Origin of the sequence: Neptunitalea lumnitzerae (assembly GCF_027924185.1) — a bacterium.
GTDB classification, from domain to species: Bacteria; Bacteroidota; Bacteroidia; order Flavobacteriales; family Flavobacteriaceae; genus Neptunitalea; species Neptunitalea lumnitzerae.
The window spans coordinates 1477207-1501535 of the sequence record NZ_BRVO01000001.1 but is presented as its reverse complement, the minus strand read 5'-3'; the positions used below and the strand labels follow the sequence as shown (position 1 = coordinate 1501535).

Here is a 24329-nt window from a genome sequence, read left to right as displayed (position 1 = left end):
ACTCACTATTTTCGTTCAATATCTTTAAGGTTTTCCATTTTTTTCATGGCAAGGAAGCCATTAATATCTTCAAAATGTTCCTTTACTCTTTTATTACCAAACTCAAAAACTTTAGTAACCAATCCATCTAAGAAATCTCTATCGTGAGAAACCAAGATTAAGGTACCGTCAAAATCTTTTAGAGCTTCCTTAATAATATCCTTAGTTTTCATATCTAAGTGGTTAGTAGGCTCATCTAAAATTAAAAGATTCACAGGCTCTAACAACAATTTTATCATTGCCAAACGTGTTTTCTCGCCCCCTGACAATACTTTCACCCTTTTAGTCACATCATCTCCACCAAACATAAAAGCCCCTAAAATATCTTTTATTTTAGTTCTTATATCTCCTTCTGCTATTACATCTATAGTTTCAAATACAGAAAGTGACTCATCTAACAACGACGCTTGATTCTGAGCAAAATATCCAATCTTCACATTGTGTCCTAATTGTAAACCACCTTCAAAATCAATCTCACCCATAATTGCTTTAATCATGGTAGATTTACCTTCACCATTTCTCCCCACAAAAGCAACCTTCTCCCCTCTTTCAACAACTAAAGAAGCATTAGAAAACACTACATGATCGTCATAACTTTTAGATAAATCTGAAACCGTTAACGGATACTGGCCAGATCTTGGAGAAGGAGGAAATCTTAAATTAAGTGCAGACGTGTCTACTTCATCCACCTGAACCATATCTAATTTTTCCAACATTTTAACTCTAGATTGAACCTGTAAGGTTTTAGAATAAGTTCCTTTAAAACGCTCTATAAATTCTTTGGTTTCAGCAATCATTTTTTGCTGCTCATCGTATGCCTTTTGTTGGTGCGCTCTTCGCTCTTGTCGTAACACTAAATAATCGGAATATTTAGCTTTATAATCATAAATACGCCCCATAGTAACCTCTATAGTTCTATTGGTAATATTATCTACAAAAGCCCTATCATGCGATATTACCATTACAGCATTAGCACTATTTATTAAAAACTCTTCTAACCATTGCACACTCTCAATATCCATATGGTTAGTCGGCTCATCTAGCAAAATTAAATCAGGCTTTTGCAACAGTAGCTTAGCCAGTTCAATTCGCATACGCCAACCACCGCTAAACTCAGAGGTAGGCCTGTTAAAATCGGAACGAACAAACCCTAAACCAAGAAGAATCTTTTCAACTTCTGCCTCATAATTAATCTCTTCTATAGCATAATACTTTTCACTAAGCTCAGAAACACGCTCTATAAGCTTCATATAAGCATCACTCTCATAATCTGTTCTTACAGTAAGCTCTTCATTAATAGCATCCATTTCTTCCTTCATAGAAAAAATAGTAGCGAATGCTTTAGAACTTTCTTCAAAAACGGTTGCATTATCTTCTGTTAACAAATGCTGTGGCAAATATGCAATGGTTCTTTCTTTAGGTACCGATACTGCCCCAGATGTAGGCTTAGCTAAGCCAGCAATAATTTTCATTAAAGTAGACTTACCTGCACCATTTTTACCCATTAATGCAATTTTATCGTTTTCATTAATGGCAAATGATACATTATCAAACAAGGTGGTTCCTCCGAACTCCACCTTAATAGCATCAACTGTAATCATTGATTGTATGAGATTATATTAGAAAAAATATGAAAATCTATCCGAAAAATTCGTGCATAGCAGTTACCCATTCCACCTCATAATAACGCAAAGCAGAAATTAAAACCACTCCTATACCTGCGTATATCCAGGTATACTTATGAATTTTCATTAAATAAGCTCCAATAGCACCAAGTACTAATAAGCCAAGAATTATCATGAGATTAGGGAGCAACCAGCTCCCCTTTATGATAGCATACACTTTTACTATGCTATAAAAGAAGCAATAAAATACAACAACCCTTTGGGCTACTTTCAACAAACCTGTTCTATCCCTCATTATTTAAAAAAGGAATCTACAAATTCAAATTTATTGAATACTTGCAGATCTTCAATTCCTTCTCCTACACCAATGTATCTAACCGGAATTTTAAATTGATCTGAAATACCAATAACTACACCACCCTTAGCAGTACCATCTAATTTTGTAACCGCTAAAGAAGTAACCTCTGTTGCTTTGGTAAATTGTTTAGCCTGTTCAAAAGCATTTTGTCCAGTAGAACCATCTAATACTAATAATACATCATGCGGGGCATCTGGTATTACTTTTTGCATTACACGCTTTACTTTTGAAAGCTCATTCATTAAATTAACCTTATTATGAAGCCTACCTGCAGTATCAATTATAACCACATCAGCATCCATAGTAACAGCAGACTTTAAAGTATCAAATGCAACAGAAGCCGGGTCACTACCCATTTGTTGCTTTACAATAGGAATATCAACTCTGTCTGCCCATATTTGTAGCTGATCTATAGCTGCTGCTCTAAAGGTATCTGCAGCACCTAAAACCACTTTTTTACCACTCTTTTTAAATTGGTACGCCAATTTACCAATGGTAGTTGTTTTACCAACACCATTTACACCCACCACCATTAAAACGTATGGCTTTTTATTACCAGGCACCACAAATTCAGTTTCTTCTCCAGAGTTATTTTCAGCCAATAAATTAGCAATCTCTTCTCTAAGAATCACATTCAATTCAGAAGTACCTAAATACTTATCCTTTGCAACACGCTCTTCAATACGCTCAATAATCTTCAATGTAGTTTCCACACCAACATCACTAGTAACTAAAACCTCTTCCAGATTATCCAGAACATCATCATCAACCTTTGATTTTCCAGCTACAGCTTTTGACAGTTTAGAAAAAAAACTATCCTTAGATTTCTCTAAACCCTTATCTAAAGTTTCCTTTTTTTCTGAGGAAAATATGCGTTTAAATAAACTCATTGTATTAAAAGTAAATATTAAGCTAAAATAAAGCGTTTTAGTTGAAATTAACAAATTCCAACCAGCAAATACCACAGGAATATAAAAAAAGCTGCTCTCTAAAATAGAAAGCAGCTATATATTATAAATAAATAACTTTGTGAACTGTTATTATTTTTGTTTAGCTAACCAGTCGTTAACTAATTCTGGTGTCATTACAGACTCTACGAAAGTGTAAGCTCCAGTTTTAGGAGACTTCACCATTTTCATAGCCTTTGTTAATCTTTTCGAACTTGTTTGTAAAGTTGCTACCGTTTTCTTTGCCATGACTTAGTTAAATTATTTGATTTCTTTATGTACAGTCATTCTCTTTAAGATAGGATTAAATTTCTTAATCTCTAATCTGTCTGGAGTATTCTTTTTGTTCTTTGTTGTAATATAACGAGAAGTACCTGGCATACCACTTTCTTTATGCTCTGTACATTCTAATATAACCTGAATTCTATTACCTTTCTTTGCCATCGTCCAAAAATATTTTACTTGGTTAAATAACCTTTAGCTTTAGCTTCTTTTAAAACAGCAGAAATACCTTTCTTGTTGATATTTTTAATAGCTGCTGCTGAAACTTTTAACGTAATCCATCTATCTTCCTCAGGAATATAGAAACGTTTCTTAGTTAAGTTAGCGTTAAATTTACGCTTAGTCTTGTTCATTGCGTGAGAAACATTATTTCCCACCATAGCTTTCTTACCAGTTAGTTCACAAACTCTTGACATCTTCTTATTTCTTTTGTGTTATTTAAAACAGGGTGCAAATTAACGAATTATAATTTGAACGCGCAAGTTAGATTCTTTATTTTTTTATAATTTCATTTTTTAAAAGCTCAAAACTCTCCAAAACCGCTTTATTAACAACCCTTTCGCGGTTTTTACCAAAATTAAACTTTTTAGAAATCACCCCCTTAGGTCCGGCCAAAGCAATAAAAACTGTACCTATTTCGGCATCAGAATCTCCTTTTTCTGGTCCGGCATTCCCAGTTGTTGCAATTGCATAGTCTGTTGCCAACAGCTCTTTTACATTTAAAGCCATCAACTCTACCACCTCAGCACTCACTACAGAATGTGCTTTTATTACCTCATTAGGCACTCCTAACACCTTTTCTTTAACTTCGGTAGCATAACTTACTACAGCACCTTTAAAATACTCAGAAGCACCAGGCACCGATGTTACCAACTCTGCAATCTTACCTCCTGTACAACTTTCAGCAGTTGCTAAAGTAGCTGCTTCTTGTTTTAAGAGCTGCCCTATCAAAACTTCTATATCACCATCATCTTCATAGCCATATATAATATCTCCTATCAACTCATGAAGCTCTTTTACTTTTGCATTCAACGCAAGCTCTAACACCTCTTTATCAGCTCCTTTAGCTGTAAAACGTAATCTTACTCTACCAAAATTAGGCAAATAAGCTAGCTTTACAAACTCAGGCAATGTATCTTCCCAAGCATCTAATTTTTCAGCAATAGCACTCTCCCCTAAACCAGCAGTTAAAACCGTTTTATGAATAATATATGGCAATGTAAATTTAGACTGTAGCCTAGGTAATACTTCGCGCTCTACCAAACCTTTCATTTCAAAAGGCACCCCAGGCATTGAAATAAATATTTTTCCTTTATCTTCTATCCACATTCCCGGCGCAGTACCAAACAAATTCATCAACACAGTTGCTTTTGAAGGTACCAAAGCCTGCTTTCTATTAAGGTCGGATATAGGTGTACTTTTTATGTACTTAGCAAACAACTCCTCTACATGAGCCAACACGGCATCATCTTGAACCAAGGTATCATTAAAATATTTACAAATAGTGTGCTTGGTAATATCGTCTTTTGTAGGCCCTAGCCCACCCGTAATAATAACAATATCTACTCTAGAAGACGCCTCTTCTAAGGCATTTAAAATATGTGCTTCAGTATCTTGAACAGAAGAAATCTGATACACTCCTACTCCTATTTTATTCAGCTCTTTAGCTATATAAGCAGAGTTAGTATCTATGATCTGACCAATGAGAATCTCATCCCCAATGGTAATTATTTCAGCAAACATACAAGTTTAAATATTATAATCTCTTTTTAAATCAGCTATTGCAGTAGTTATTTCTTTATAAATAACTTCATATTTAGCTACTACTTCCTCATGGTTTTCTGCTCTTGCGCTTTGCTCTATTTCTAAAATAGCCTGAAAAGCAACATCTAGCCCCACCAAATCTACGTTAGGCTTTATTTTATGTGCATTCTGATATACTTTATGATAATCCTTCTCCGCTATCCCCTCTTCTATCTTCTGCATATCTTCAGGAACCTCTTCTATAAAAAGAGTTACCACAGACACTATAAAGTCTTCATCTCCCCCTGAAAGCTCTTCTATTTTAGTTAAATTATACATTTATCTTACAGTTACTTTTAATGCTTCCTTATTATTCAATGTTCCAGTTAACACATCATCCGGATTTACTTTTCCCACCCCTGCAGGTGTACCAGTAAAAATTATATCGCCTTTTTTCAAGGTAAAATACTTAGACACGTACGCTATAATTTCATCTATTTTCCACAACATAAAAGAGGTATCTCCTTTCTGAACCACCTCATCATTTTTAGCTAATGAAAATAGTATTGCGTCTAAATCTTCAAATTCAGTTTTCGGAAAAAACTGCCCAATTACCGCAGCACCATCAAAAGATTTTGCCTTTTCCCAAGGCAATCCCTTGTCTTTTAATTTAGCCTGTAAATCTCTGGCAGTAAAATCAATCCCTAAACCAATTTCATCATAATATTTATGAGCAAACTTCTCACTTATGTGCTTCCCTACTTTATGTATTTTCACTAATACCTCAACCTCATAATGCACATCATCTGAAAACTCAGGAATATAAAAATCTTGTTGTTTTGGCAACACTGCACTGTCTGCCTTAATAAACACAACAGGCTCAGAAGGGCGTTCATTTTTTAGCTCTTCTATATGATCTACATAATTTCTTCCTATGCAAATAATTTTCATAACACTTACAGCTTCGTATTTAACTTTCTCAACTTAATACTAGTAAGCACTTTTTTAGTATACAAAGGAAAATCTGCATTCATAATCCAACCAAAATACCCTGGCTCAGTCTCTAATACATCTTCCACTTTCTTACCTTTATGTTTACCAAAAGAAAATACTTCTTCTCCTTCTTTATTAAATGCTATAAACCCAGCAAAGTCTGCACTGTTTTTACGTTTGGTAAATTCAGACAGCGTTTTAATATTGTTTACTAAAACACCCTCATACCTATCTAACTGAGATTTTAACACCTCATAGGTAGCATTGGTATCTGCAGCGGCGCTATGCGCATCTTCTAAGTCTTTATCGCAATAAAACTTATAAGCAGCTTTTAAAGTACGCTGTTCCATTTTATGAAAAATGGTTTGTACATCCACAGCCACGGTGTTTTTAAGATCAAAATCAACGTCTGCTCTTAACATCTCTTCAGCTAATAAAGGAATATCAAACCTATCAGAATTATACCCCCCTAAATCACTATCTTTTATCATAGCATATACGGTTTTAGCTAATTCTTTAAAGGTTGGCTCATTTGCCACTTTATCATCGGTGATACCATGAATAGCCGCCACCTGATCTGGAATAGGCATTTCAGGATTTACTAGCCACGTTTTACTCTCTTTATTTCCGTTAGGAAACACCTTTAAAATTGATATTTCTACAATCCTATCTTTTGTGATGTCTGTTCCGGTAGTTTCCAGATCAAAAAAACAGATAGGCCTGGTAAGATTTAACTCCATTATGAATCGTTGATTTTTAAATCATTTTTGTTAAAAATAAGAAAAGGTAAACCATCAAAAAAATTATCACGATGATTTACCCATATTTTTTCTAGTATAGCAAGACATTGCTTACTAAACTTCTCTATCTACATTCCAAGCTTCAAGATAATCGGCTACAGCTTTTACAAACTGACCTCCTAAAGCACCGTTAACTACTCTATGATCGTAACTATGAGAAAGGAACATTTTCATTCGTATTCCTATAAAGTCACCCTCAGGTGTTTCTACTACCGCAGGCACCTTTCTAATAGCTCCTAACGCTAAAATACCAACTTGAGGCTGATTGATTATTGGGGTTCCCATTACCGACCCAAACATACCAATGTTTGTTACCGTATAAGTTCCTCCTTTAATCTCATCTGGCTTCAATTGGTTTTTTCTGGCACGGTTAGCTAAATCATTTACTTTCTTAGCCATACCTACCATATTTAACTGATCTGCATTCTTAATCACAGGAACAATTAAATTACCATCAGGCAAAGCAGCCGCCATACCTAAGTTTATATCTTTATGTTTTACTATAGAATCTCCGTCTACAGAAATATTTAGAAGAGGGTATTGCTTTAATGCAGCAGCTACCGCTTCCATAAATATAGGTGTAAACGTTAATTTCTCTCCTTCTCTTTTTTCAAAAGCAGCTTTTACTTTATTTCTCCAGTTCCAGATATTAGTTACATCAACCTCAATAAAACTTTGCACATGAACAGAAGTACTAATACTCTCTTTCATATGATGAGCAATTAATTTACCCATTCTGCTCATTTCAATAATCTCATCAGAACCATTAACAGAAACAGGGACACTACTTGGTGTAGGCTGCACAGGTGCAACAGGCACAGGTTTGCTAGCCTGTTTTGCTGGTGCAACACCACTTTTACGTTGCTCTAAATAAGATAGCATATCGTTTTTGGTAACCCTACCATCTTTTCCGGTACCAGAAATAGTTTCTAACTCCGAAATAGAAATACCTTCTTCCTTAGCCATGTTTTTAACCAAAGGAGAATAAAATCTTTCCGACTGGTCAAAATCAGGCGCTTCGTTAGCAACTGTTTCTTTTGCCGCCGTCATAGTAGCCTCTATAGCTTCTACTTCAGCTGGCGCTGTTGCTTCTTCAGCCACTACTTGTACTGACTCAGACGCATCATCTGATACCTCTCCATCAGTTTCTATTATAGCAAGCACCTCTCCTACCTTCACAACATCATTAGCCTCAAAGAACTTCTCTACTAAAACTCCCTCTACTTCACATGGTACTTCAGAATCTACTTTATCTGTAGCTACTTCTACTACAGTTTCATCTGCTTCAATAGTATCGCCAACCTCTTTTAACCAAGATGTAACGGTTGCTTCTGCAACACTTTCTCCCATTTTCGGTAACAATAGTTTATATTTTGCCATTTTACTAATTGAATGTTGATTTTTTATACAATATTTGCGAAATTAACTAAATAAGTTAAATCTAACTGAATACTCTTTAATAAATTTTAGTTAAAAGAATTTCACTTCTCCCTTTGCATCACTAAAATTACTACCCAAAACATACCGTTTACTCATAGGAATCATCTTATAAGTAAACCCTCTGCCACTCAATATGTTAAAATATTGAATTATTTGTTTAAATGTTAATGTATTAGCATCAAATAGAAGTTCTATATGCTTATCATCAGGCCCCATGGTCTGTACCTCTTCAAAGGTAGTTAGTATCACTTCTTTTTTCAAAGACGTTTTTAAATCTTCTACCAAACTAGCATCTGTACTTATTAAATAATACTTCTCTGGTTTAAAATGAATATTGGCATGTTGTTTCATACGCAGTAGTTTTAGCAAACTAAAAATTTTTGCTCCTATACGCATTACCAAATCAAATAAGATATTCACCTTAAAGTGTTTTCTATAAAAGAAATTCATAGCCTCTCTAAAGCGCCTTAAAAAAGTTTCGTCTTTATTAGTACTTTCTCCTTTATAATGAATTACTCTTGTTTCTGAAAAATAGTAATTATCATACCCTTCTTTCAGTGCCATATAAGATATATCTACATCGTCAGAATACATAAAGCAGCCTTCATCAAAACCTCCTAGTTTTAAATACAAGCTTCTTTTCATAAACATAAAAGCACCTACTAAAATCTCTATCTTTCCTGTTTCATTAGGGTCTAACTCCATAAAATAATACTTTCCGCATTGCTTTGGAAAATATCTATACAACTCTAAAAACTTAGTAAATGCTACCCAAGGTGTTGGCACTCCTCTTTTACTTTCGGGCAAAAACTTACCAGAACCATCTAACAACTTAGGACCAACAATACCTAGTTTATCTTTTCCTTCTGCAAAATCAAAGAGCTTGTCAAATGTATCTTCTGCTACTACCGTATCAGGATTAAGAATACACACATACTCCCCTTTTGCTATATCAACCCCCATATTGTTTCCTTTAGGGAAACCAGTATTATCTTTATTCACAATTAACCGCACATCAGGAAATTGTGTTTGCACCATGGCTACACTACCATCTTCCGAGGCATTATCTACCACAATAATTTCAGCATCTAGGTGAGACGTTGCCTTTACTACAGACTGCAAGCAAAGCTCTAGAAAGTATTGAACATTATAATTTAAGATAACAACAGAGAGCCTCATTATATACTTATTGTTTTAAAGAATTTTCAAAAGGAATTCTATTGATAATACTTCTTCCTAATGTTACTTCATCAGCATATTCTAACTCTCCTCCTACAGAAATACCCCTAGCTATGGTAGAGGTTACTATTTTAAAAGGCTCTATTTGTTTATAGATATAAAAATTAGTGGTATCACCCTCCATGGTACTACTTAAGGCAAAAATAATTTCCTTAACTTCCCCAGAAGACACACGTTCTACCAACGATTCTATATGTAAATCGCCTGGCCCTACGCCATCAATAGGAGAAATTTTACCTCCTAGAATATGATACACCCCTTTAAATTGCCCGGTAGACTCAATTGCCATGACATCTCTTACATCTTCCACCACACAAACCAATTCGCTTTCTCGTCTTGGGTTGGCACATATATCACATAAAGCAACGTCAGAAATATTATGACACTTTTTACAAAATCGGATTTCGTTTCGCATAGAATGCAATGCAGAAACCAACCTTTCAGTCTGACTTTCAGGTTGTTTCAACAAGTGAAGTACTAATCGTAGCGCGGTTCGCTTACCCACTCCGGGTAATTGAGCCATTTCTGCTACTGCATTTTCTAAAAGCTTTGAAGAAAATTCCATTGCCGCAAAGGTACAATTTTTAATATTCTTCCGTTTTAATTATAGAAAAAATTGAGATTTGCATATTGATTCAAATTATTTGTAATTTGCTCTTATACGATATTCTAATGACGCCACTTTACATATTGCTTATAATTGCGGCCTACTTTGGGCTTTTAATTCTAGTTTCATTTTTTACAGGAAAATCTTCTAGTAACGATGCTTTTTTTAAAGGTAACAAGCAATCGCCGTGGTATGTAGTTGCTTTTGGTATGCTAGGAGCCTCGCTATCGGGTGTTACATTTATCTCGGTGCCAGGTTGGGTAGCAGCTAGCAAGTTTAGCTATATGCAAATGGTTTTAGGGTATGTTTTGGGGTACTTGGTTATTATAAAAGTATTATTACCACTCTATTACAAATTAAACCTTACCTCTATATACACCTATTTACAAGAGCGTTTTGGCAACGCAACTTATAAAACAGGTGCTTCTTTCTTTTTACTTTCTAGAATTATTGGTGCTAGTTGCAGGTTATTTTTGGTGGCTAAAATTTTACAACTTTTAATTTTTGACGAACTAAACATACCGTTTAGTGTTACGGTTGCCATTACTATTTTACTTATTTGGCTGTACACTTTTAAAAGTGGTATTAAAACTATTGTTTGGACAGACACCCTACAAACCTTGTTTATGCTTATAGCACTAGGGGTTACTATTGTTACTATTTATAACGACTTAAACATTGGTGCTACAGGATTGGTTACATATGTTTCGGAAAGTAGTTTATCTAAAGTTTTTTACTTCGACAATCCTGGAGAGGCAAGCTATTTCTGGAAGCAGTTTTTGTCAGGTGCCTTTATTACTATTGTAATGACGGGACTAGACCAAGACATGATGCAAAAAAACCTTACCTGCCGATCTTTAAAAGATGCGCAAAAAAATATGTTCTCCCTATCATTAATACTAGTAGTTGTTAACTTTATTTTTCTAACCTTAGGTTTGTTACTTACAGAATATGCAACAGCCAACGGTATTGAAGCTAGTGGAGACACACTATTCCCTACCATTGCTCAAAACAACCTTGGATCTTTAGTATTTATTTTCTTTTTTATTGGACTTATAGCTGCTGCGTATAGTAGCGCAGATAGCGCTTTAACCTCGTTAACTACAAGTTTCAGTATTGATATTTTAGAAATCAATAAAAAATACGACGAACAAAAACAGGTAAAAATTAGAAAACAAATTCACATTCTAATCTCTTTCATCTTGTTTTTAGCCATTATTATTCTAAGATATGTAGTACCCGGCGAAAGTATTATTGACAAACTTTTCAGTTTTGCCGGCTATACCTATGGTCCATTATTAGGGTTATACAGCTTTGGTTTAATCACAAAGGCTAAAGTGAAAGATGTTTGGGTACCACTTGTAGCCATTGCATCGCCTATTATCTCCTATATAATTGATTATAACTGTACCCTAAACGGACACAAACTAGGATACGCCGTTTTAATGATTAATGGACTTTTAACCTTTATTGGTTTATTAATATTGGTTCGTAGAAAGTAGCACTAAAGTACAGGCTACCTCAGCCTCTATACCTTCTTCTTTCAGTTTATGAATAAACTCGTAATTCTCTGTTCCAGGATTAAAAATAACTCTTCGTGGTTGCAGATTAACCACGTAGTCATAATAAGACTCCTGTATCATTGGGTTCACATATAACGATACCGTATCTACACCATCGGTATCAAACTTATCTGTTTTAATGGTAACAGGCCCTATCTTCCCTTCTTTCATTCCTATTGCTTCTACATCCATACCTTTATCAAGCAATCTTTTTACTGCTTTATAACTATATCTATCCGGGTTAGTAGAGGCTCCTATAACTAAAGTCTTCATTTGTTAAAATCTGTTAAACGTTGTAACACCTTTTCAGTTCACGCGTCTTTTAGGCAAACGCTATTACAAGATAACGTTTAAATTTCATCAATCAAAAATCGAGCAGACCAAATGAAACAATTTAGCTTTTTTTTAGCACTTATGGTGCTAGTGTCGACGTATGCCCATGCCTATAATCTTGAAGATAAATTAGGAGGTATTAAAGGTACTATTATAGACCAAACCTCTAAGCAACCTATTCCCTACGCTACGGTTACTGTAAAGAGCAAATCAGACCAACAAATTATAACCGGAGTAGTTACAGATGACAAAGGAGACTTTGAAATTAAAAATCTTGAAGACGGCGCATATACCCTAGACATTCAATTTATAGGTTTCTTGCCTTATACCAAAGATATTACGATTAACAAAGGAACCAGAAATGTAAATCTAGGCACCATAGAACTTTCAGAAAATGTTACACAGCTAGACGATGTAGAGCTGGTAGCAGAACGTTCTACTATTGAACAAAAAATAGATAGAAAAGTAGTTCATATAGGAAAAGACCTTACTACTGTAGGAGCCTCTGCAGCTGATATTATGAACAACATTCCATCTGTAAATTTAGACCAAGATGGTAACTTATCATTAAGAGGTAACCAAAACGTGCGCGTGATGGTAGATGGCAAATTATCTAACATACCAGTAGATCAATTATTAAAACAAATACCATCTTCTTCTATTAAATCAATAGAATTAATTACCAACCCATCTGCTAAATACAACCCTGAGGGCATGAGCGGTATTATTAATATAGTATTACATAAAAATGCAAATATTGGTTTCAACGGAAATGTATCGGCAGGGTATACACAAGGCGAAGAACCTAAATTTAATAGCAACATCAACTTAAACTACCGTAACGGTAAATTTAACTTGTACGGCACCTATGGTAATAACTTTGGCAAATACGTAAATGGCGGGAATATCTACCGATTTGATGATAACACAGAGCAGTTTATGGACATGAGAAACAACAATGAATCTCATTTGTATAAAATTGGTATTGATTATTATCTAAATGACAATAACACGTTATCATTTTTCACCAATCAGAATATTTTTGATGGTAAAAACAATTCGGTAACAGACATCCTATTTTATGATGATCCTACCTTAGATCAAACTCAGTATTTTAACAACGCTAATAATAATCATAGTAGCCAATACAATTTTGATTTTAAACATGATTTTAAAAAAGAGGGACATAATATAGAGTTAGAAGCAGACTATAATGATTTTACTGACGATGAAGATTCTAACTTTATATTCACCTCTGGTGATTTACCAGACTACCAAGATTTTGTAGATACCGACAGATCGCAAACCACTGTTAATTTAGATTATGTAAACCCATTAACCGAAAATTCTAAACTAGAATTAGGAGCACAAACACGTTTATTTAGTACTGATATAAAATACAATTCTACTGGTTTATCATATAATTCATCTGGTGATTTAATTGCTACCCCTAGCACCCATTTTGTTTACGACATGGATATTTATTCTGCCTATGCTACCTATGGTCAGAATTTCAAAAAATGGTCATACCAAGTAGGAGCCAGATTTGAAACCGTAGACATTAAAGCAGACACAAATTCGGTAAGAGCATTTACAGATAAATACACACAAGTATACCCATCTGCCTTTGTAAAATATACGCCAACAGAAAAAAATGCTTACCAAATAAGCTTTAGCCGTAGAGTAGACAGACCAGGTATATCGCAAGTAAACCCTATTAGAGAATGGAGTTCGCCTCGTATTTCCTCATATGGTAACCCTGCGCTTACACCTCAGTTTACAAACTCTATAGACTTTAACTATACACGCAGATTAAAAGCAGGTAGTTTTACCGGTGGTGTGTTTTACAGACAATTAAATGATGAAATAAGCAGAGCTTTATTAATAGATGAGTTGGATGAAAATAAATTGATATTAACCTATCAAAACTTTGCTGACAACAACTCTTATGGTTTAGAATTATCATCTAACTATAAGCCTACTAAATGGTGGAACTTTAATGCTAGCTTTGACTTATTTAACCAAACTCAAAAAGGTTTTGTTGGTAGCGAATATGCAGAAGTAGACAACACTTCTTATAATTTTAGAATGAACAATAATTTCCCTATTTCTAAAAAAATAACCTTATCTATTTTTGGTTTTTATCGAGGACCTAATAAATCATTACAGTTTAACCCAAAGGCTATGTATTTTGTAAACACTGGGGCGCGTTACTCTTTTGCAGAAGGAAAAGGTACGCTTAGCCTAAATGTAAACGATGTATTTAACACCATGCGTTTTGCATTTGATGCTACCAGACCATACAAACAAAATGGCGAATTTACTTGGGAAAGTAATACACTTTACCTAGGGGCTTCTTATAATTTTGGAAGTGGTAAAAACCGTGCTTTACGCAGAAAAAACAGAGACGACAACACAAAACAAGGTGGCGGAATGTTCTAAAACCTAAAAAATACACTTCACATGTAAACAAAATACCCGGCAATTGCTCGGGTATTTTTTTACCCTGTTACCAATGATAAATCTCATTAAAATAGGCTGCTGTTAGCTTTGAAACTGAAAATATCTTTGCTACTTTTACAGGAAAAGGTTTTTAGTTTTGAACAAAGAGCAACCATCTGCACTACACGAAAAGAAAGGGGTTACACAACCACTTAACACTAGTGATACTGCTATAAACAACGTAAAAAGGTTTAGAAGCAGAGAGGTAAATCCTGATGAATTAGCTGAAAAAATATGCAATGGTGATACCATTGCTTTAAGTAGAGCTATTACTTTAGTAGAAAGCACCAATCCAGAGCATTCTAAAAAAGCAAATCAAATTATTACCACTTGTTTACCTAAAGCTAATAAATCTGTGCGAATAGGTATTACTGGTGTACCCGGAGCTGGCAAAAGTACTTTTATAGAAAGCTTTGGAAAACACCTTACCTCACTAGGAAAAAAGGTAGCCGTGTTAGCAGTAGACCCTTCTAGTTCCATTAGTAAAGGAAGTATTTTAGGTGATAAAACCCGTATGGAAGATTTAGTAAAAGACAAAAATGCCTTTATACGCCCTTCCCCTAGCGGAAACTCTTTAGGCGGTGTTGCCAGAAAAACACGAGAAACAATTATTCTGTGCGAAGCTTGTGGTTTTGATACCATTATTATTGAAACTGTAGGGGTTGGGCAAAGTGAAACTGCGGTACATAGTATGGTAGATTTTTTCTTATTACTAAAAATTTCTGGTGCAGGAGATGAATTGCAAGGTATTAAGCGTGGTATTATGGAAATGGCAGATGCTATTGTAATTAACAAAGCAGATGGCGATAACTTAAAACCCGCTGAAAGAGCTAAAGTAGAATTTAAACGTGCATTACACCTATACCCACCAAAAGCCAACGGTTGGATACCAAAAGTGTTAACCGCCTCTGCCTTATATGACGAAGGAGTTGAAAATGTTTGGAAACTGATAGAAAACTTTAGAACTCAAACTACCGAATCTGGACATTTTAACCAAAAGCGATTAGAGCAACAAAAGTTTTGGTTTTTACAAACTATAGACGAGCAATTGAAATCTAATTTCTATCAAAACCCGGTTATTAAAAACGAACTAAAAGAAAAAATTGCGGCCATAGATGCTATGCAAGCATCCCCTTTTGCTGCTGCTACCGATTTATTGAACCTATATTATAATTTATAATTATATTTGATAAGCTCCCCAAGCAACAAAACCACTTAAATATACTTGTAATAGTTAGTATAGCATGGTATACGAGTTTACAATTGTAGTTCCTTTGTATAATGAGGAAGAGAATCTGTTGCGCCTTGAAGAAGCGTTGAACAGCTTTCTTACTATGGCCTCTAAACAAAGTGCTGTTCTATTTGTAAACGACGGATCTACAGACAATAGCCAACAATTAATAGAAACCATCTGTGCTAGAAACACCCATTTTTCATTTTTAGAATTTGAAAAGAATCAAGGGTTAAGTGCCGCTATTAAAGCTGGGTTTGACCATGTAGAAACCAAGTATGTAGGTTACATAGATGCAGATTTACAAACCTCGCCACAAGATTTTAACTTACTACTAGCACATGCACATGAGCATGATTTAGTAACAGGTATAAGAACCAACCGACAAGACACTCCCTTAAAAAAATTATCGTCTAAAATAGCAAACACTACAAGACGTACCTTTACTAAAGACGGTATAGACGACACCGGCTGCCCTTTAAAAGTTTTTAAAACCAGTAGTGCTAAAACAATCCCTATGTTTAAAGGCACACACAGGTTTTTCCCGGCTATGATTCAGCTTCAAAAAGGCACTGTGCTTCAAATACCCGTACAACACTTCCCAAGGATTGCAGGAACTCCCAAATTTGGTATATGGAACCGATTGGTAGGTCCACTATTAGATTGCTTTATTTTTCTCTGGATGAAAAAACGGTATATTAATTACAAAATCAAGAGAGATGAATAGCTGGATTATTTATGGTATTGGTCTTACAGCACAACTTCTATTTTCATGGAGGGTATTATTACAATGGATTATCTCAGAAAAAAACAAACAGGTAACCATACCTCGTTATTTTTGGATTATAAGTCTGGTGGCCTCTTTTTTACTTTTTATCTATGGATACTTAAGAAATGATTTCCCTATTATTCTAGGCGAAATATTTACGTATTACATATATATAAGAAACATTCAATTGCAGCATCAATGGAAAAAAGTAACCATTCCTTTAAAAGCTTTTTTATGGATTTTCCCGATAATTATTATTTCCTACTCTTTCCAAAACAACCGTTATGATATGCATAGTTTATTCAATGAATCTACCATGCCTTTTTGGTTATTATCACTAGGGGTTACCGCCCAACTTATCTTTAAGTCACGCTTTATATACCAATGGATTGTTTCTGAAAAGAAAAAAGAATCTACCCTACCCATGGGGTTCTGGATATTTAGTTTAACTGGCGCTATTTTAATTATTATCTACGCCATTTTTAGAGCAGACCCAGTACTTTTAGTAGGTCACATTTTTGGTACTATTACCTATATAAGAAATATGACTATTCACAAAAAATGTGTTACAGCTTCCACTTAGCAATTACTTTATTGTATATAAAAAACACAATAGAAGCTATTAGACTACCAAAAAAGAAGCCCGTTAAAACATCTAACGGAAAATGTACTCCAATATAAATTCTACTGTAACCAACTGCAAGTGCCCATAATACTAAAACAGGCAACAACCACTTAAAATAAGGTTTAAATAACACCCCAAAAAATATAGCTACAGCAAAAGAGTTTGCCGCGTGTGCAGAAAAATAACTATACTGCCCACCGCACCAGTCTTTTACCAATCGCATTTGATCTGCAATATTTACAGTATAACAAGGTCTTAAACGTTTAAAACCATATTTAAATGCATTTGCAAGCTGGTCAGCTCCGGCAATTAATACAGCTACCATCACTAATACTACCAATGTTTTTTTCCAACCTAATTTCCAAAAACATAAAACCAATAGTAAAACGTACAATGGTATAGACCCCCATTTATTAGTAATAAACATCCAGAACCCATCAAACGATTCAGATCCTAATCCGTTTAAATACAAAAATAATTGTTGGTCTAAGTGTATTAATTCTTCCATGTCTAAATATTAAGAATCATATCTACCTACTTCTCTATCGTAAAACTCGGTAGCCTGTTCAATTAAATCAGGTAACTCTTCTTCCAAATCTTTAATTTCAGACTTATCAATATCTTCTAACCACTCCACCTCATCGGTCACTAAGTCAATGATAAATCGAGGAAAATCAGTATGAATAACGAAATTCGCATCAGGGAAATCGGTATTGTCACAGATTAAAAATTTAGGTATTTCCATAATATATATGTTAAACAGCAACCTCTTTAGATTGCTTTATAAGTTTATTAGTGATGTATTGAAAACGAAGATACAAAAATATTGCAGCGGATGATAAACCAGCAAGTAAACCAAACCAAATACCCATGCTACCCCAATCGGTATACAACCCAAAATAAGTAGATACCGGAAACCCTATTACCCAATAAGAAACTAAGGTTATAACAGTAGGTATTAGCACATCTTGCAGCCCTCTAAGGGCTCCTAAACCAACCACCTGCATAGCATCTGATATTTGAAACAACCCTGCCACCAACATGAGTTCTGCTGCTACCGCTAGCACTTCTACATTATCTGCTCCGTTTACCAAATCATTTTCATCTAAATAAATAGTAGGTAAATATTGATTAAACAATATAAAACATAGTGCAAAGAAAACAGCAAACACCAAGGCAAGAAGAAAAACCGACAAAGCAATTCTTTTTAAATCTACATAAGCTTCTTTTCCTTTTTGGTTCCCCACTCTAATCATAGCAGCTACACTTAACCCTGTAGCCACCATAAATGTCATACTAGACAAGTTTAGCGCTATTTGGTTAGCTGCTTGTTGGTTGGTACCCAACATACCACTTAGCCATACTGCTGCAGTAAAAATGGCCACTTCAAACAACATTTGAAAAGATGATGGTATTCCTAGTTTTAGCAGCTTTGAGATTACAGAACGTTTAATTTCTTTAAAATTAAAGTGCGTTACATAATCATGAAATTTCTTTCTACGTGCTAATAAATACCACATATACACCACCATAGCAACACGAGAAAGCAGTGTACCCCATGCAGCACCTATAATGCCCATTTTAGGAAAAAAGCCAATACCAAAAATTAGCAAGTAGTTGATACCTACATTTAAAAATACAGCTAAAAACGTAGCATACATAGCATAACGGGTTTCAGACAATCCATCTGCAAACTGCTTAAATGCCTGAAATACAATAAGAGGTATTAAGGAAAACGACACAATATCTAAATATGGGTAGGCAAGCAACACCACCTCTTCTGGTTGTTTCATTGTATACATTAATGGCTTTGCAAACAGCAATAGTACCGAAAGTACTAACCCCATTATTGTGCACAATACCAGTCCGTGCTTTAAAGCTGCTTTTACATTATGTTTATTGTGGGCTGCATCAGCCTCGGCAACCAATGGTGTAATGGCGGTAGAAAACCCAATACCAAAAGACATAGCAATAAACATAAAGCTATTTCCTAAAGATACCGATGCCAATTCTTTAGCACCTAACTGCCCTACCATTACATTATCAAAAAAACCTATTAGGCTATGGCCCAACATACCCAAAATAACTGGGTATGCAAGCTTTAAATTATAAGTAAACTCTTTAGTGTAATTTGCAAGCGAAATCATTACTCTGCAATCAATCGTTCAATTTTGTTCATTACTTCCTCACTATCCCACAACTGCTCTATGTTAGGCATTTTCATTACCTCATCCATAATTAAACGTTGCTTATCTCCCTGGTCTAAAGCTTCTGCATACGGCTTTCTAGAAAAGGTAACACGGCTATATAACGGCACCCATTTATCAGGGTGTTCTGTATAAAACTTAGCTTCAATCTTCTTACGTAAAATAAAAGAAGCATCTGCTGTTTTGGTACTCATTTCCATAAAGTTTCTATAACTTAACTCAGCAATAGCGTCGGCATTTGGTTTTCTAGACGTTTCATACGCCTTAAAAACAGCCTCCCAATTATCGCTATGCGCTTCCATCAACTCATTTAACACCGTAATATCTTCAAAACCGGCATTCATCCCTTGCCCGTAAAACGGTACAATGGCATGGGCAGCATCACCTATTAAAGCTACTTTATCCCAATAGGTCCAAGGGTAGCATTTAATAGTAAGCAACGCACTAGTAGGGTGCTCGGTAAAGTCTTTTATCAAATCAGGTATCACTTCTATAACCGTTGGAAAATACGTTTCAAAAAACGCTTTGATACTTTCTTCTGTATTCAAAGTATCAAAAGAAACCTCCCCATGATAAGGCAAAAACAAAGTACAGGTAAAACTACCATCTGTATTAGGCATGGCAATTAACATAAACCTACCTCTTGGCCAAATGTGAAAAGAATTTTTATCTAATTTATGGGTACCATCTTCATTAGCAGGAATGGTAAGTTCTTTATAGCCTGTTTCTAAAAACTCCTGACTATAGTTAAACAAGCTTCTTCGTTGCATTTTATGTCGTACTCTAGAAAAAGCACCATCTGCACCAAAAACTACATCATATTTGTTTGCTTTACGGTCAGACTTATCAGAACCACCTGTATAAAGTGTAGCCTCTGGCAAATCAACATCCCACACCTTTTGGTCAAAAAGAAAATTGGCTCCTGCTTCTTCCGCCAAGTCAATCATTAATTTATTCAATGCCCCTCTAGAGATAGAATAAATAGCTTCGCCTTCTTTTCCGTAAGGTTGAAAATACATGGGTTGCTCTAGGGTATGAATAGCTCTTCTGTACAAAGGAATAGCAATTTTTCTAACCTCATCACCTATACCAATAGCATCTAATGCATGCCATCCTCTTTCTGAAACAGCCAAATTAATGGAGCGTCCGGAAAACTTTATATTTCTGATATCTTCTCGTCTATCATAAATATCTACTTTATGACCTCTCTTTAACAGATACATTGCTAATAAAGAACCCACTAACCCACTGCCCACAATGGCAACATTATTTGGTGTTTGCATGAAAAAACTATTCTGTATTCTACGTAATAAAGACCGCAAAGGTACACAATTAAAACCTACGCCTTTAACATTTATAGAGTTTAGCACATCATTAACAGCCAATAACTACGCTAATCATTATTTTTATTAAAAATTAAAAAACTATGAGTACTGAACAATCTTTATTAAAAAGTTATAAAATGGGAGACATCTCCCTTAAAAACAGGGTAGTTATGGCACCTATGACCAGAAGTAGAGCCAACAACCCAGAACACGTACCAACAGATATACATGTTACCTACTATACACAACGCAGTAGTGCCGGACTTATCATTACAGAAGGTAGTCAAGTGTCGGAACGTGCGGTTGGGTATATCAACACACCAGGAATTTATTCTGATGAGCAAGTAGCACATTGGAAAAAAGTTACCGATGCGGTACACCAAGAAGGTGGAAAGATTTTTATTCAGCTATGGCACGTAGGGCGTATTTCGCATCCTGATTTTCATGACGGAGAACTTCCACTAGCGCCAAGCGCCATTAATCCAAACGAAAAATCATTTACACAGGAAGGATTTAAAGATACGGTAACCCCAAAAGAAATGACCGTTGAAGATATTAAACAAACCATTGCCGATTTTAAAAATGCTGCAGCAAATGCTATGAAAGCCGGTTTTGATGGTGTTGAAATACATTCTTCTAACGGGTACTTATTCCATCAGTTTTTTAGTAAATCATCTAATACCCGTACCGATGATTACGGAGGAAGCATTGAAAACAGAATACGCTTTTTATTTGAAGTGTTAGATGAAGTAAAAACTATTATGCCTGAAAATAAAATAGGCCTTCGTTTGAATCCATCACTACACGGCCTGTTTGGTATTAAGGCAGATGAGGAAACCATTCCTACTTTTGACCGTATCGTAACTAAATTAAACGACTATAATTTAGCGTATTTACACTTATCTGAACCTTTTACAGATGTTTCAGAGATAGACTTTTTGGTAAAAGATATTGCTAAGCACTACCGCCCAATGTATAATGGTACGTTAATTATCAATGGCAACTTTGATCAAGAAAAAGGGAATAAGGTTATTGAAGAAGGTAATGCCGATTTGGTTGCCTATGGAAAACCATTTATTTCTAACCCCGATTTAGTAGAACGTTTTGAGCAAAATGCACCCCTTGCCGATTGGGACCAAGACACCTTTTACACTCCAGGTACCGAAGGATATATAGACTATCCTACTTACAAAGAAACGGTAGCCTAGTAAACACATAAAAACAGCCTGAAGTCCGCTATGTCCTTCAGGCTGTATTGCTTATTTATTGGAAGCAATTTAGGTTCAAATAATTTTAAAAATACAACATCATCCTACGCTCTAATAAAGTAATATCAACAGCCGTGCCAAAAGCATTTTTACACGGGTTAAAAAAACATTTTTCTGTAAATAAATTTTCGATACCCTTTTGTATCTTTAAAAACACGTTCTAATTAACTGTTAATGATTTCACCCCACGATTCAGGTCCTATTTACAAGGAAACCATTATGACTCGGTTTCCTGTTGAGCCATTCAACACTTTTAGCAATCTTTTGTTTTTAGCAGTACTAATTTATTTTAGTCTAAAGGTTTATAAAAACCCAAAGAACCACGTATTTATAAGCTGCATTATACCGGTTATTTTTATTGGCTATATAGGTGGTACCATTTATCACGCTACTCGTAGCGCTAATATATGGTTATATATGGACTGGGTGCCTATAATGCTATCGTGCCTAGCTGCTACCTTTTATTTTATCTTCAAATCTTCCAAATTGGTTTGGGTACGCCTTATATGGATATTTTTAACCTTAACTATAAACTTCGGAATTAGAGCCTTACCAATACCAAGAAAGTTTGCCACTTCAGCAGGCTATGTATTTACAGCAGTAGCGGTATTGCTTCCTATTTTTGTATACCTGTATAAAACAAAATGGAGATATTTGAAATGGGTCGTATTAGGAGTAGTTAGTTTTGCGTTAGCAATAACCTTTAGGGTTACCGACCGTTATTTAGACTTATCTATGGGAACGCATTGGCTATGGCATAGCTTTGGAGCCATTGCCGTTTTTTTTCTTATCAATTATATTTATAAAGACGATTTACAAAAAGAAAAAGCCCATTAAAAAATGGGCTTTTCATATATTCAATAGTATCTAAACATTACTCATCATCAGAAATTACGGTTAGTGTTAACCTTCCGTAGGGGTCAGAAGCGTCATCACTGGCATTAAGTTGATAGGTGTAACTACCTCCTGATAAGGTCTCCTCACCATCATAATCTATAGGCTGTATGTAATAGGTTTCTCCATCTATATCTACTTGCACATAGGCTAAGGCATACGCCAAATTAAGCACTTTGTATTCAGAATACGCGCCAGGTTCTAAATCTCCATACGATTTGTTACCCGTAGCAACATCCATTACTACATTAGCAAACGTATAATTGCTTACATTTTGCACTCTCACCTCTACTCTACTAGTTCCAGAATCGTCTGAACTACACCCAATGCAACACAGGGAAATACCTAAAATTAATGCTAGTAATCTCTTCATACTAACAATAATACAAAATTACCACTTAATTATAGCACTTGCCCACGTAAAACCACTACCAAAGGCCGCTAAAACTACGGTATCTCCTTCTTTTATTTTACCCTTCTCCCAGGCTTCGGTTAACGCAATAGGCACAGAGGCCGCTGTTGTATTACCGTATTTTTGAATATTATTATACACCTGATCATCAGATAATTTAAACTTATGCTGTATAAATTGAGAGATACGTAAATTGGCTTGGTGTGGTATGAGCATATCAATGTCGGCAACCTCTAAATTATTAGTTTGTAAGCCTTCCATAATAACTTCAGAAAAACGAACCACGGCATTCTTAAATACAAACTGTCCGTTCATGTGAGGGTAGTAACTTGTATCATCAGGATCATTATCTTTTACAATATCGTTTACCCAACGTTTACCCATACCTGGTGCAATTAAGGCCAACTCTTCAGCATGCTCTCCTTCAGAATGTAAATGCGTAGATAAAATTCCTTTTCCTTCCTCCTCTGTTCTACTTAACACAGCAGCACCAGCACCGTCTCCAAAGATTACAGAAACGCCACGTCCACGCGTAGTCATATCCAATCCTTTTGAGTGTACTTCAGAACCTATAACCAATACATTCTTGTACATACCAGTTTTTATAAATTGGTCTGCTACAGAAAGTGCATAAACAAAACCAGAACATTGATTTCTAACATCTAAAGCCCCAACGGTTCTTAAACCCAGTTCTTTTTGCACCATAACTCCTGGCCCTGGAAAATAATAATCAGGACTTAGCGTAGCAAACACTACAAAATCTATATCATCTGTACTTAAACCAGAGCGTTCTATTGCTATTCTAGCTGCTTTTACGCCCATGGTTGTCGTAGAGTCTTCACCATTTGGAATAACGTGCCTACGTTCTTTAATACCTGTTCGTTCCTGAATCCATTCATCGTTGGTGTCCATTACCTTAGACAAGTCATCGTTGGTAACTATATTATCCGGCACGTAATACCCTAATCCGGAAATCTTAGAAGCATACATTTTCATGATCTATTGTATCTAACTTAATTAGATATGCAATTTACATTTTTTATCAATTTTATTAAACAAAGGGGCTATTTTTAACTAAAAACAAAAAATCGCCCTCAATAAGGACGATTTTTTAATATTTTCAACATC

The 24329-nt window shown here is 35.2% G+C and carries 27 protein-coding genes; 7 read left to right on the top strand and 20 right to left on the bottom strand.

Annotated elements, in window-relative coordinates; all coding sequences use genetic code 11:
• Nucleotides 1-5 precede the first annotated feature (5 nt).
• The 13 genes from Y10_RS06750 to recR form a co-directional block, all read right to left on the bottom strand.
• Nucleotides 6-1640 carry an ABC-F family ATP-binding cassette domain-containing protein gene (locus Y10_RS06750; RefSeq protein ID WP_281764599.1) on the bottom strand — a complete coding sequence of 545 codons (1635 nt, stop codon included), beginning with the start codon at nucleotides 1638-1640 and terminating at the stop codon, nucleotides 6-8.
• Between the two features lie 37 nt (nucleotides 1641-1677).
• Nucleotides 1678-1959 carry a hypothetical protein gene (locus tag Y10_RS06745; protein WP_281764598.1) on the bottom strand — a complete coding sequence of 94 codons (282 nt, stop codon included), beginning with the start codon at nucleotides 1957-1959 and terminating at the stop codon, nucleotides 1678-1680.
• Nucleotides 1959-2912, bottom strand: a complete 954-nt coding sequence (gene ftsY / locus Y10_RS06740) for a signal recognition particle-docking protein FtsY (protein WP_281764597.1) — start codon at nucleotides 2910-2912, stop codon at nucleotides 1959-1961. The genes Y10_RS06745 and ftsY overlap by 1 nt, the downstream gene beginning before the upstream one ends.
• Nucleotides 2913-3062: 150 nt before the next feature.
• Nucleotides 3063-3218 carry a DUF4295 domain-containing protein gene (locus Y10_RS06735; RefSeq protein ID WP_281764596.1) on the bottom strand — a complete coding sequence of 52 codons (156 nt, stop codon included), beginning with the start codon at nucleotides 3216-3218 and terminating at the stop codon, nucleotides 3063-3065.
• 12 nt (nucleotides 3219-3230) lie between these two features.
• On the bottom strand, nucleotides 3231-3413 hold the full coding sequence (rpmG, locus tag Y10_RS06730; protein ID WP_112373121.1) for a 50S ribosomal protein L33: 183 nt from the start codon (nucleotides 3411-3413) through the stop codon (nucleotides 3231-3233).
• A gap of 14 nt (nucleotides 3414-3427) precedes the next feature.
• Nucleotides 3428-3667, bottom strand: coding sequence for a 50S ribosomal protein L28 (gene rpmB / locus Y10_RS06725; protein WP_281764595.1), 240 nt, complete (start codon nucleotides 3665-3667; stop codon nucleotides 3428-3430).
• A gap of 76 nt (nucleotides 3668-3743) precedes the next feature.
• A complete protein-coding gene (locus Y10_RS06720) occupies nucleotides 3744-4994 on the bottom strand; it encodes a competence/damage-inducible protein A (RefSeq protein ID WP_281764594.1) in 1251 nt (416 codons plus the stop codon).
• Nucleotides 4995-5000: 6 nt separating this feature from the next.
• Complete coding sequence (locus Y10_RS06715) at nucleotides 5001-5333, bottom strand: Hpt domain-containing protein (RefSeq protein WP_281764593.1); 333 nt, start codon at nucleotides 5331-5333, stop codon at nucleotides 5001-5003.
• The gene (locus tag Y10_RS06710; protein WP_281764592.1) at nucleotides 5334-5945 is read right to left on the bottom strand and encodes a fumarylacetoacetate hydrolase family protein; all 612 of its coding nucleotides are present in this window, start codon (nucleotides 5943-5945) and stop codon (nucleotides 5334-5336) included.
• 5 nt (nucleotides 5946-5950) lie between these two features.
• Nucleotides 5951-6727, bottom strand: a complete 777-nt coding sequence (locus Y10_RS06705; protein ID WP_281764591.1) for a 3'-5' exonuclease — start codon at nucleotides 6725-6727, stop codon at nucleotides 5951-5953.
• A 114-nt stretch (nucleotides 6728-6841) separates the two neighbouring features.
• A complete protein-coding gene (locus Y10_RS06700) occupies nucleotides 6842-8167 on the bottom strand; it encodes a dihydrolipoamide acetyltransferase family protein (protein ID WP_281764590.1) in 1326 nt (441 codons plus the stop codon).
• Between the two features lie 90 nt (nucleotides 8168-8257).
• Nucleotides 8258-9406, bottom strand: a complete 1149-nt coding sequence (locus tag Y10_RS06695; protein WP_281764589.1) for a glycosyltransferase family 2 protein — start codon at nucleotides 9404-9406, stop codon at nucleotides 8258-8260.
• Between the two features lie 7 nt (nucleotides 9407-9413).
• Nucleotides 9414-10031, bottom strand: coding sequence for a recombination mediator RecR (gene recR, locus Y10_RS06690; protein ID WP_281764588.1), 618 nt, complete (start codon nucleotides 10029-10031; stop codon nucleotides 9414-9416).
• 107 nt (nucleotides 10032-10138) lie between these two features.
• Between recR and Y10_RS06685 the strand changes: the two genes are divergently transcribed.
• Nucleotides 10139-11575, top strand: a complete 1437-nt coding sequence (locus Y10_RS06685) for a sodium:solute symporter (RefSeq protein ID WP_281764587.1) — start codon at nucleotides 10139-10141, stop codon at nucleotides 11573-11575.
• On the opposite strand, the gene Y10_RS06680 is transcribed toward Y10_RS06685, so the two are convergent.
• Nucleotides 11552-11908: a CoA-binding protein gene (locus Y10_RS06680; RefSeq protein WP_281764586.1), complete on the bottom strand. Its 357-nt coding sequence runs from the start codon at nucleotides 11906-11908 to the stop codon at nucleotides 11552-11554. The two genes, Y10_RS06685 and Y10_RS06680, sit on opposite strands and share 24 nt — an antisense overlap.
• Nucleotides 11909-12019: 111 nt before the next feature.
• On the opposite strand from Y10_RS06680, the gene Y10_RS06675 reads away from it, so the two are divergent.
• The 4 genes from Y10_RS06675 to Y10_RS06660 all read left to right on the top strand — a co-directional run bounded on the left by Y10_RS06675 (nucleotide 12020) and on the right by Y10_RS06660 (nucleotide 17053).
• Nucleotides 12020-14410 carry a TonB-dependent receptor domain-containing protein gene (locus tag Y10_RS06675; RefSeq protein ID WP_281764585.1) on the top strand — a complete coding sequence of 797 codons (2391 nt, stop codon included), beginning with the start codon at nucleotides 12020-12022 and terminating at the stop codon, nucleotides 14408-14410.
• A 157-nt stretch (nucleotides 14411-14567) separates the two neighbouring features.
• The gene (gene meaB / locus Y10_RS06670) at nucleotides 14568-15650 is read left to right on the top strand and encodes a methylmalonyl Co-A mutase-associated GTPase MeaB (protein ID WP_281764584.1); all 1083 of its coding nucleotides are present in this window, start codon (nucleotides 14568-14570) and stop codon (nucleotides 15648-15650) included.
• Between the two features lie 64 nt (nucleotides 15651-15714).
• Entirely contained in the window at nucleotides 15715-16428 is a 714-nt protein-coding gene (locus Y10_RS06665; RefSeq protein WP_281764583.1) for a glycosyltransferase family 2 protein, read from the top strand.
• Nucleotides 16421-17053, top strand: a complete 633-nt coding sequence (locus Y10_RS06660) for a lipid-A-disaccharide synthase N-terminal domain-containing protein (RefSeq protein ID WP_281764582.1) — start codon at nucleotides 16421-16423, stop codon at nucleotides 17051-17053. The genes Y10_RS06665 and Y10_RS06660 overlap by 8 nt, the downstream gene beginning before the upstream one ends.
• Here the strand turns inward: Y10_RS06660 and Y10_RS06655 are convergent.
• From Y10_RS06655 to Y10_RS06640, 4 genes are read right to left on the bottom strand one after another with little or no spacing between them, the layout of a single operon-like run.
• Nucleotides 17037-17603 (bottom strand): phosphatase PAP2 family protein, encoded by a 567-nt coding sequence (locus tag Y10_RS06655; RefSeq protein ID WP_281764581.1) that lies wholly within the window; start codon nucleotides 17601-17603, stop codon nucleotides 17037-17039. The two genes, Y10_RS06660 and Y10_RS06655, sit on opposite strands and share 17 nt — an antisense overlap.
• Nucleotides 17604-17612: 9 nt before the next feature.
• Nucleotides 17613-17840, bottom strand: coding sequence for a hypothetical protein (locus Y10_RS06650; RefSeq protein ID WP_281764580.1), 228 nt, complete (start codon nucleotides 17838-17840; stop codon nucleotides 17613-17615).
• Nucleotides 17841-17850: 10 nt separating this feature from the next.
• Nucleotides 17851-19242 (bottom strand): MATE family efflux transporter, encoded by a 1392-nt coding sequence (locus Y10_RS06645; RefSeq protein ID WP_408733610.1) that lies wholly within the window; start codon nucleotides 19240-19242, stop codon nucleotides 17851-17853.
• A complete protein-coding gene (locus Y10_RS06640) occupies nucleotides 19242-20585 on the bottom strand; it encodes an FAD-dependent oxidoreductase (protein ID WP_281764579.1) in 1344 nt (447 codons plus the stop codon). The genes Y10_RS06645 and Y10_RS06640 overlap by 1 nt, the downstream gene beginning before the upstream one ends.
• A 143-nt stretch (nucleotides 20586-20728) precedes the next feature.
• Between Y10_RS06640 and Y10_RS06635 the strand changes: the two genes are divergently transcribed.
• Both Y10_RS06635 and Y10_RS06630 read left to right on the top strand, forming a co-directional pair.
• Nucleotides 20729-21835: an alkene reductase gene (locus Y10_RS06635; RefSeq protein WP_281764578.1), complete on the top strand. Its 1107-nt coding sequence runs from the start codon at nucleotides 20729-20731 to the stop codon at nucleotides 21833-21835.
• Nucleotides 21836-22069: 234 nt separating this feature from the next.
• Nucleotides 22070-22732: a hypothetical protein gene (locus Y10_RS06630; RefSeq protein WP_281764577.1), complete on the top strand. Its 663-nt coding sequence runs from the start codon at nucleotides 22070-22072 to the stop codon at nucleotides 22730-22732.
• A 37-nt stretch (nucleotides 22733-22769) separates the two neighbouring features.
• Here the strand turns inward: Y10_RS06630 and Y10_RS06625 are convergent, their stop codons facing one another.
• Nucleotides 22770-23162, bottom strand: coding sequence for a hypothetical protein (locus Y10_RS06625; protein ID WP_281764576.1), 393 nt, complete (start codon nucleotides 23160-23162; stop codon nucleotides 22770-22772).
• Nucleotides 23163-23180: 18 nt separating this feature from the next.
• Nucleotides 23181-24191, bottom strand: coding sequence for a 3-oxoacyl-ACP synthase III family protein (locus tag Y10_RS06620; RefSeq protein WP_281764771.1), 1011 nt, complete (start codon nucleotides 24189-24191; stop codon nucleotides 23181-23183).
• Between the last annotated feature and the right edge of the window lie 138 nt (nucleotides 24192-24329).

What these genes read in the sequence shown, in the direction of transcription:
- Y10_RS06650 (WP_281764580.1), bottom strand. Translation starts at nt 17,840, where the DNA reads ATGGAAATACCTAAATTTTTAATCTGTGACAATACCGATTTCCCTGAT.
- Y10_RS06735 (WP_281764596.1), bottom strand. Translation starts at nt 3,218, where the DNA reads ATGGCAAAGAAAACGGTAGCAACTTTACAAACAAGTTCGAAAAGATTA.
- rpmG (WP_112373121.1), bottom strand. Translation starts at nt 3,413, where the DNA reads ATGGCAAAGAAAGGTAATAGAATTCAGGTTATATTAGAATGTACAGAG.
- Y10_RS06630 (WP_281764577.1), top strand. Translation starts at nt 22,070, where the DNA reads ATGATTTCACCCCACGATTCAGGTCCTATTTACAAGGAAACCATTATG.
- Y10_RS06705 (WP_281764591.1), bottom strand. Translation starts at nt 6,727, where the DNA reads ATGGAGTTAAATCTTACCAGGCCTATCTGTTTTTTTGATCTGGAAACT.
- recR (WP_281764588.1), bottom strand. Translation starts at nt 10,031, where the DNA reads ATGGAATTTTCTTCAAAGCTTTTAGAAAATGCAGTAGCAGAAATGGCT.
- Y10_RS06685 (WP_281764587.1), top strand. Translation starts at nt 10,139, where the DNA reads ATGACGCCACTTTACATATTGCTTATAATTGCGGCCTACTTTGGGCTT.
- Y10_RS06715 (WP_281764593.1), bottom strand. Translation starts at nt 5,333, where the DNA reads ATGTATAATTTAACTAAAATAGAAGAGCTTTCAGGGGGAGATGAAGAC.
- Y10_RS06750 (WP_281764599.1), bottom strand. Translation starts at nt 1,640, where the DNA reads ATGATTACAGTTGATGCTATTAAGGTGGAGTTCGGAGGAACCACCTTG.
- Y10_RS06675 (WP_281764585.1), top strand. Translation starts at nt 12,020, where the DNA reads ATGAAACAATTTAGCTTTTTTTTAGCACTTATGGTGCTAGTGTCGACG.
- Y10_RS06700 (WP_281764590.1), bottom strand. Translation starts at nt 8,167, where the DNA reads ATGGCAAAATATAAACTATTGTTACCGAAAATGGGAGAAAGTGTTGCA.
- Y10_RS06720 (WP_281764594.1), bottom strand. Translation starts at nt 4,994, where the DNA reads ATGTTTGCTGAAATAATTACCATTGGGGATGAGATTCTCATTGGTCAG.
- Y10_RS06665 (WP_281764583.1), top strand. Translation starts at nt 15,715, where the DNA reads ATGGTATACGAGTTTACAATTGTAGTTCCTTTGTATAATGAGGAAGAG.
- Y10_RS06645 (WP_408733610.1), bottom strand. Translation starts at nt 19,242, where the DNA reads ATGATTTCGCTTGCAAATTACACTAAAGAGTTTACTTATAATTTAAAG.
- Y10_RS06640 (WP_281764579.1), bottom strand. Translation starts at nt 20,585, where the DNA reads ATGCAAACACCAAATAATGTTGCCATTGTGGGCAGTGGGTTAGTGGGT.
- Y10_RS06680 (WP_281764586.1), bottom strand. Translation starts at nt 11,908, where the DNA reads ATGAAGACTTTAGTTATAGGAGCCTCTACTAACCCGGATAGATATAGT.
- Y10_RS06625 (WP_281764576.1), bottom strand. Translation starts at nt 23,162, where the DNA reads ATGAAGAGATTACTAGCATTAATTTTAGGTATTTCCCTGTGTTGCATT.
- Y10_RS06695 (WP_281764589.1), bottom strand. Translation starts at nt 9,406, where the DNA reads ATGAGGCTCTCTGTTGTTATCTTAAATTATAATGTTCAATACTTTCTA.
- rpmB (WP_281764595.1), bottom strand. Translation starts at nt 3,667, where the DNA reads ATGTCAAGAGTTTGTGAACTAACTGGTAAGAAAGCTATGGTGGGAAAT.
- ftsY (WP_281764597.1), bottom strand. Translation starts at nt 2,912, where the DNA reads ATGAGTTTATTTAAACGCATATTTTCCTCAGAAAAAAAGGAAACTTTA.
- Y10_RS06710 (WP_281764592.1), bottom strand. Translation starts at nt 5,945, where the DNA reads ATGAAAATTATTTGCATAGGAAGAAATTATGTAGATCATATAGAAGAG.
- Y10_RS06660 (WP_281764582.1), top strand. Translation starts at nt 16,421, where the DNA reads ATGAATAGCTGGATTATTTATGGTATTGGTCTTACAGCACAACTTCTA.
- Y10_RS06635 (WP_281764578.1), top strand. Translation starts at nt 20,729, where the DNA reads ATGAGTACTGAACAATCTTTATTAAAAAGTTATAAAATGGGAGACATC.
- Y10_RS06655 (WP_281764581.1), bottom strand. Translation starts at nt 17,603, where the DNA reads ATGGAAGAATTAATACACTTAGACCAACAATTATTTTTGTATTTAAAC.
- Y10_RS06745 (WP_281764598.1), bottom strand. Translation starts at nt 1,959, where the DNA reads ATGAGGGATAGAACAGGTTTGTTGAAAGTAGCCCAAAGGGTTGTTGTA.
- Y10_RS06620 (WP_281764771.1), bottom strand. Translation starts at nt 24,191, where the DNA reads ATGTATGCTTCTAAGATTTCCGGATTAGGGTATTACGTGCCGGATAAT.